At 58.7% G+C, this 6,204-nt stretch carries 7 protein-coding genes; 3 read left to right on the forward strand and 4 right to left on the reverse strand.

The features are described from left to right. Window positions 1-26 precede the first annotated feature (26 nt). Window positions 27-677 carry an HAD family hydrolase gene (locus JFT80_RS05500; RefSeq protein ID WP_201147189.1) on the reverse strand — a complete coding sequence of 217 codons (651 nt, stop codon included), beginning with the start codon at window positions 675-677 and terminating at the stop codon, window positions 27-29. Window positions 678-704: 27 nt separating this feature from the next. Further along, window positions 705-1,250, reverse strand: a complete 546-nt coding sequence (locus JFT80_RS05505) for a gamma carbonic anhydrase family protein (RefSeq protein ID WP_201147190.1) — start codon at window positions 1,248-1,250, stop codon at window positions 705-707. 88 nt (window positions 1,251-1,338) lie between these two features. Between JFT80_RS05505 and prlC the strand changes: the two genes are divergently transcribed. Together prlC and JFT80_RS05515 are read left to right on the forward strand one after the other, a co-directional pair. Beyond that, the gene (prlC, locus tag JFT80_RS05510; RefSeq protein WP_201147191.1) at window positions 1,339-3,390 is read left to right on the forward strand and encodes an oligopeptidase A; all 2,052 of its coding nucleotides are present in this window, start codon (window positions 1,339-1,341) and stop codon (window positions 3,388-3,390) included. Beyond that, on the forward strand, window positions 3,387-3,674 hold the full coding sequence (locus tag JFT80_RS05515; RefSeq protein ID WP_201147192.1) for a YheV family putative zinc ribbon protein: 288 nt from the start codon (window positions 3,387-3,389) through the stop codon (window positions 3,672-3,674). Before prlC ends, JFT80_RS05515 begins: the two co-directional genes overlap by 4 nt. Before the next feature lie 60 nt (window positions 3,675-3,734). On the opposite strand, the gene JFT80_RS05520 is transcribed toward JFT80_RS05515, so the two are convergent. Together JFT80_RS05520 and JFT80_RS05525 are read right to left on the reverse strand one after the other, a co-directional pair. Continuing rightward, window positions 3,735-4,382, reverse strand: a complete 648-nt coding sequence (locus tag JFT80_RS05520) for a tyrosine-protein phosphatase (RefSeq protein ID WP_201147193.1) — start codon at window positions 4,380-4,382, stop codon at window positions 3,735-3,737. Window positions 4,383-4,567: 185 nt separating this feature from the next. Continuing rightward, window positions 4,568-4,873 (reverse strand): hypothetical protein, encoded by a 306-nt coding sequence (locus JFT80_RS05525; RefSeq protein ID WP_122840860.1) that lies wholly within the window; start codon window positions 4,871-4,873, stop codon window positions 4,568-4,570. Window positions 4,874-5,073: 200 nt separating this feature from the next. Here JFT80_RS05525 and JFT80_RS05530 point away from each other — a divergent pair, with 200 nt between their 5' ends. Next, entirely contained in the window at window positions 5,074-6,132 is a 1,059-nt protein-coding gene (locus JFT80_RS05530) for a PA0069 family radical SAM protein (RefSeq protein ID WP_201147194.1), read from the forward strand. Window positions 6,133-6,204 lie beyond the last annotated feature (72 nt).

The raw sequence follows: 6,204 nt of genomic DNA on the forward strand, positions 1-6,204 counted from the left end.
AAGCCTTTACAGCGATGGCGTACTGTTTAGCCCCGCAAAAACGCCTGATGCAGCTCATCCAGCGTTTCGAAATGATAAGCAGGGGTTTGTGCACTCAGCTCCTCACGGCTGCCAAAACCATACCCCACCGCAGCCGCATCCAGACCGTTGCTGCGCGCGCCGATGAGGTCGTGCTTGCGGTCGCCGATCATCAGCGTGTTCGCCGGGTCCAAACCCTCTTCTTTGATCAAGTGCGCAATCAACTCAACCTTGTTGGTGCGCGTGCCATCCAGCTCGCTTCCGTAAATCACCTTGAAGTGTCGGGCGAAGTCGAAATGCCGGGCAATCTCACGGGCGAAAATCCACGGCTTGGACGTCGCGATATACAGCTGCCGACCTTGACCACTGAGGGTTTCCAGCAACGGCGTAACACCATCGAACACGCGATTTTCATAGAGGCCGGTGACTTTGAAACGCTCGCGATAGAAATTCACCGCGTCCCACGCCTTGGCCTCGTCGAAGTCGTAGAACTGCATGAAGGCCTGTAGCAACGGCGGCCCGATGAAGTGTTCGAGTTTGGTCAGGTCCGGCTCATCGATACCGAGTTTGGCCAGGGCGAACTGGATGGAACGGGTGATGCCCTCACGCGGGTCGGTCAGGGTGCCATCGAGGTCGAACAGTACGGTTTGGTAATGCATGTGCAATCCTGAGTTGAGTGTGCCGGGTCAGATCTGGTCGTAGCCTTCGGCCAGATGCAGATCCTTGAGCTTCACGTAGTTGGCGGCGCTGTAGGTGAAGAAGGCATTTTCCTTGTCGCTTAACGGGCGAATCTGTTTCACCGGGCTGCCCACGTAAAGGAAACCACTTTCCAGGCACTTGCCCGGTGGCACCAGACTGCCAGCGCCGATGATCACATCATCCTCGACCACCGCGCCGTCCATGACGATGCTGCCCATGCCGATCAACACGCGGCTGCCGACTGTGCAGCCGTGCAGCATGACTTTGTGAGCGATGGTCACGTCATCGCCGATCAGCAGCGGGAAGCCGTCCGGGTTGAACGGGCCGGCGTGGGTGATGTGCAACACGCAGCCGTCCTGCACGCTGGTGCGCGCGCCGATGCGGATGCGGTGCATGTCGCCACGGATCACGGTCAGCGGCCAGACCGAGCTGTCTTCACCGATTTCGACGTCGCCGATCACCACCGCCGAGGCGTCAACAAACGCGCCTTTGCGCAGGCTGGGGGTGTGATTCTGGTACTTGCGAACGGACACGATAATTTCTCTCTCTGTCGCCGATAGCTGCGGTGAATGCCGATTGTAATTAAGATGGTTGCATGTTTCCCCAGCCAAGGTGCCAACCGTGAGCGTGAACAACCCTCTGCTGCAGTCCTACGACCTGCCACCGTTCTCCACGATCCGTGCCGAACACGTCCTGCCCGCCATCGAAACGATCCTGGCCGACAACCGCGCCGCCATCGCCGAAATTCTCAAGACTCAGGTGCAGAACCCGACCTGGGCCGGCCTGGTATTGGCGATGGACGAACTCAATGATCGCCTCAGCGCCGCCTGGAGCCCCGTCAGCCACCTCAACGCCGTGTGCAACAGCGCCGAATTGCGTGAAGCCTACGAGTCGTGCCTGCCCGCTCTGAGCGCCTACTCCACCGAGATGGGCCAGAACCGCGAACTGTTCCAGGCGTTTGAAGCGCTGGCCAACAGCCCCGAAGCCGGCGGTTTCGACGTGGCGCAAAAGACTATTCTGGAACACGCTCTGCGTGACTTCCGTCTGTCGGGTATCGATCTGCCGGAAGCCGAGCAGAAACGCTACGCCGAAGTGCAGAGCAAGCTGTCCGAACTGGGCAGTCGCTTCTCCAATCAGCTGCTCGACGCCACTCAGGCGTGGACCAAGCACGTCAGCGACGAAGCCGCCCTTGCCGGCCTGACCGATTCGGCCAAGGCGCAAATGGCCGCTGCTGCACAGGCCAAAGGCCTCGATGGCTGGCTGATCACCCTGGAATTCCCGAGCTACTACGCGGTGATGACCTACGCGCAAGACCGTGCGCTGCGCGAAGAAGTCTACGCCGCCTACTGCACCCGCGCCTCGGACCAAGGCCCGAACGCCGGCCAGAACGACAATGGCCCGGTGATGGAAGAGATCCTCGACCTGCGTCAGGAACTGGCCAAACTCTTGGGCTTCACCAGCTTCTCCGAGCTGAGCCTGGCGACCAAAATGGCCGAGTCCAGCGATCAGGTGCTGAGCTTCCTGCGCGATCTGGCCAAGCGCAGCAAACCGTTCGCCGCGCAGGATCTGCAACAGCTGCGCGCTTACGCCGCCGAACAGGGTTGCGCCGACCTGCAAAGCTGGGACAGCGGTTTCTACGGTGAAAAGCTCCGTGAACAACGCTACAGCGTCGCCCAGGAAGCCCTGCGCGCCTACTTCCCGATCGACAAGGTCTTGGGCGGTCTGTTCGCCATCGTGCAACGTCTGTACGGCATCGAAATCGCCGAACAGAAAGGCTTCGACACCTGGCATCCGGATGTACGCCTGTTCGAAATCAAGGAAAACGGTCAGCACGTCGGCCGCTTCTTCTTCGACCTCTATGCCCGCGCCAACAAGCGTGGCGGTGCATGGATGGACGGCGCCCGCGACCGCCGTCGCACCGTAGACGGCGTGCTGCAAAGCCCGGTGGCCAATCTGGTGTGCAACTTCACCCCGGCCGACAGCGGCAAGCCTGCACTGCTGACCCACGATGAAGTGACCACGCTGTTCCACGAATTCGGCCACGGCCTGCATCACCTGCTGACCCGCGTTGAGCATGCCGGCGTGTCCGGTATCAACGGCGTGGCGTGGGACGCGGTCGAACTGCCAAGCCAGTTCATGGAAAACTGGTGCTGGGAACCGGAAGGCCTCGCGCTGATCTCTGGTCACTACGAAAGCGGCGAACCGCTGCCCCAGGATCTGCTGGAAAAAATGCTCGCAGCGAAAAACTTCCAGTCCGGCCTGATGATGGTGCGTCAGCTGGAATTCTCGCTGTTCGACTTCGAACTGCACGCCACTCACGGTGACGGCCGCAGCGTACTGCAAGTACTCGAAGGGGTGCGTGACGAAGTCTCGGTGATGCGTCCACCGGCCTACAACCGCTTCCCCAACAGCTTCGCGCACATCTTCGCCGGCGGATACGCGGCGGGTTACTACAGCTACAAGTGGGCTGAAGTGTTGTCCGCAGATGCCTTTTCCAAGTTCGAAGAAGACGGCGTGCTCAACGCTGCAACCGGCCGTGCTTTCCGCGAAGCGATTCTGGCGCGCGGCGGTTCGCAGGCGCCGATGGTGCTGTTCGTCGACTTCCGTGGCCGTGAGCCATCGATTGACGCACTGTTACGCCACAGCGGCCTGAGTGAGGACGCGGCAGCATGAGTGAAGGGCCTGTGATTACCAAAAAACGCTTTATCGCCGGGGCAGTCTGCCCGGCGTGCAGCGAGCCGGACAAGTTGATGATGTGGAGCGAAAACGACGTTCCCCATCGAGAATGCGTGGCCTGCGGTTACGCCGACACCCTCAATGAACAAGGTTTGTCAGTGCCCAAGGAATTGGGCACCCGGGTCAACACTTCAGCACTGAAAGTCGCGGACGCGAAAGTTCAGGCGGTGCAGTTTTTCCCGAATCCAAAATTAAAAAAGAAGCCTGACGAGCCACAATGAGTTACCGCCACCCTTTACCCGTGAATGGGAATGGGGTGGCACTGCTCCCCCAGCGCGCGTTTATTCAACATTTGCCGACTTGAGCCAGCTCTTCATCGAGCAGGTCGCAAACGCGCTGGTGCTGCAATCACCATTGGCCAGCGCGGTGCGCAATTTGTCGGCATCGGCCTGCATCACATAACGCACGCTGTCGCGGAAATGGCCGCTTTCACCAAAACCGCCCTGGGTCATTTCGCTCAAGGCGTCTTCTTTGCTCCAGCCCTGCACCACGACTCGATACATCGCCGCCATCAAACCGGTACGATCGGAGCCATGCTTGCAGTGCATCAGCACAGGTCCCTTGCTTTCTGCATCGCGGATAGTTCGAAGCGCCTTCAATACATCCGCATCATCGACGTGATTAGTCCGATACGGCAGTTGTACCTGGGTGACTCCAGGTGACGACAACCAGCCCAAATCTGGCTCGGGCAGGAAGTTAATGACCGTGGCTACCTTGAGCCGTCCCAGTAGGGGCAGTGCCTCTCGATCTGGCAACGCGCTGCGGTATAGCGTCGGGGTCATCTGAAACAGGTTGTACCGAATTTCCACCGGTTGCGCCCATTCTTCCGGACGCGTCGACCCCGTGTCTTCGGCATGAGCGTACGAGCAACCGAAAATGGCGGCCAGCAAGCATAAGAGTGCAGCAGGTGAAAAACCGGGCGGGAACATGCTCGAACGACCATGGGCAGATGTGGATAATTGACCATAGTTTCACTGCCGACCAGTCAATGATATGTGAGGCATTTGTCAAAGAACCGTGAATGAAAAAAACGGCGCAAAGATTCTCGCCGAAAGTCAGCGAACCCGCTCGACAAGTATTCGTTTTATAAAGTTAGAACAGCGTAATGCTTACATCAGGGGTTAACGATTTTTGAATACGCTTTAGCCAATGCCAGAAGAATGGCCTTATCCTGCGGATCAAAATCGCCGTCGCCATCCAGATCGCAGTGGGCTGGGCCCATGGTGAAGGTTACCCCGCCATCGTTCGATACGGCTTCACGATGAATGCACTTCAAGAGATAGTCGACTCTATCGCCATTAACGGGATGATAGCCCTCCTCTTTTGTCGCGAACTGCATGGACACCCGAACTTCCATCGGACTTACGACTGAAGGCCTCAGCAATTGAAGAAAGATGCCGCGCTGGTTGTAGAAAGACATTTATTAAATCCTTTTAATAATTGGGGCATGAACACTTTCCGTGAACCAGGAGCATACTGACAGTGCTGCTGATCACGCCAGCCGCGATATATTTCTCAAGATGACCTGAACCACTCAATCATGGGCAGGCGCCCAATGGCACTGGCCGAACGCGCCATCGCCATATACTGTATGGGCATACAGTCTAAGAGGCGCTTTCGATGGCTACTTCACTTCCGCCGCGTGGCCGGGGCACCGCGACTAACCCGCACAATCGCTTCGCGCCAAGCCGTTCGGTGGCCGAGGACGACGGCTGGTATCAGGAAGTGCCCGAGACGCAAAACACCGAGGTGATGATCGAAACCGCGAAAACCATCATCACCCGCAACACTTCGCCGGACCTGCCCTTTGATCGCTCGATCAATCCTTATCGCGGTTGCGAGCATGGCTGCATCTATTGCTACGCGCGGCCCAGCCACGCCTATTGGGACATGTCGCCGGGGCTGGATTTTGAAACCAGGCTGATCGCCAAGACCAACGCCGCCCAGGTGCTGGAAGAACAGCTCGGGAAAAAAGGCTATCAGTGCGCGCCGATCAATCTGGGCTCCAATACCGATCCGTATCAGCCGATCGAGCGCGAACACAAAATCACCCGCCAGACCCTCGAAGTGCTGCTGCGTTATCGCCATCCGGTGACCATCATCACCAAAGGCTCGCTGATTCTGCGCGACCTTGACCTGCTCACCGAGTTGGCGCAGCAACGGCTGGTGGCGGTGATGATCAGCCTGACTACGCTGGACGACGAACTCAAACGCATCCTCGAACCTCGCGCGGCGGCACCCAAGGCGCGATTGCGTGCTATTCGGGTGATGCGCGAAGCGGGGATTCCGGTCGGCGTGCTGTGTTCACCGATGATTCCGATGATCAACGACAGCGAAATCGAAAGCCTGCTCACCGAGGCTCACGCGGCCGGTGCGCAAAGTGCCGCGTACATGATGTTGCGCCTGCCGCTGGAAGTGGCGCCGCTGTTCGAGGAATGGCTGGCTGCGCACTATCCGCAAAGGGCTGCGCATGTGCTGAGCCTGATCCGCCAGAGCCGTGGCGGCGAGCTCTACGACAGCCGTTTTGGCGCCCGCATGCGTGGCGAAGGGCCGTTCGCCGATCTGCTCGCGCAACGGTTTGCCAAAGCCATCAAACGTCTTGGGCTCAATCATCGCGAAGGCTACAACCTCGATTGCACAGCCTTTTGTCCGCCGGGTCGCCAGATGTCGCTGATTTAGCGACAATTAGCCTATGGTTGAAGCGGGACAAAGCATCTGGCCACCACACCAGTCACGTTTTTTGTGACCTGG

This window comes from Pseudomonas sp. TH10 (assembly GCF_016651255.1).
Classification (GTDB): Bacteria; Pseudomonadota; Gammaproteobacteria; order Pseudomonadales; family Pseudomonadaceae; genus Aquipseudomonas.

Excerpts from the sequence above, each read along its gene's own strand:
- JFT80_RS05500 (WP_201147189.1), bottom strand. The coding sequence starts at position 677 with ATGCATTACCAAACCGTACTGTTCGACCTCGATGGCACCCTGACCGAC.
- JFT80_RS05515 (WP_201147192.1), top strand. The coding sequence starts at position 3,387 with ATGAGTGAAGGGCCTGTGATTACCAAAAAACGCTTTATCGCCGGGGCA.
- JFT80_RS05520 (WP_201147193.1), bottom strand. The coding sequence starts at position 4,382 with ATGTTCCCGCCCGGTTTTTCACCTGCTGCACTCTTATGCTTGCTGGCC.
- JFT80_RS05525 (WP_122840860.1), bottom strand. The coding sequence starts at position 4,873 with ATGTCTTTCTACAACCAGCGCGGCATCTTTCTTCAATTGCTGAGGCCT.
- JFT80_RS05530 (WP_201147194.1), top strand. The coding sequence starts at position 5,074 with ATGGCTACTTCACTTCCGCCGCGTGGCCGGGGCACCGCGACTAACCCG.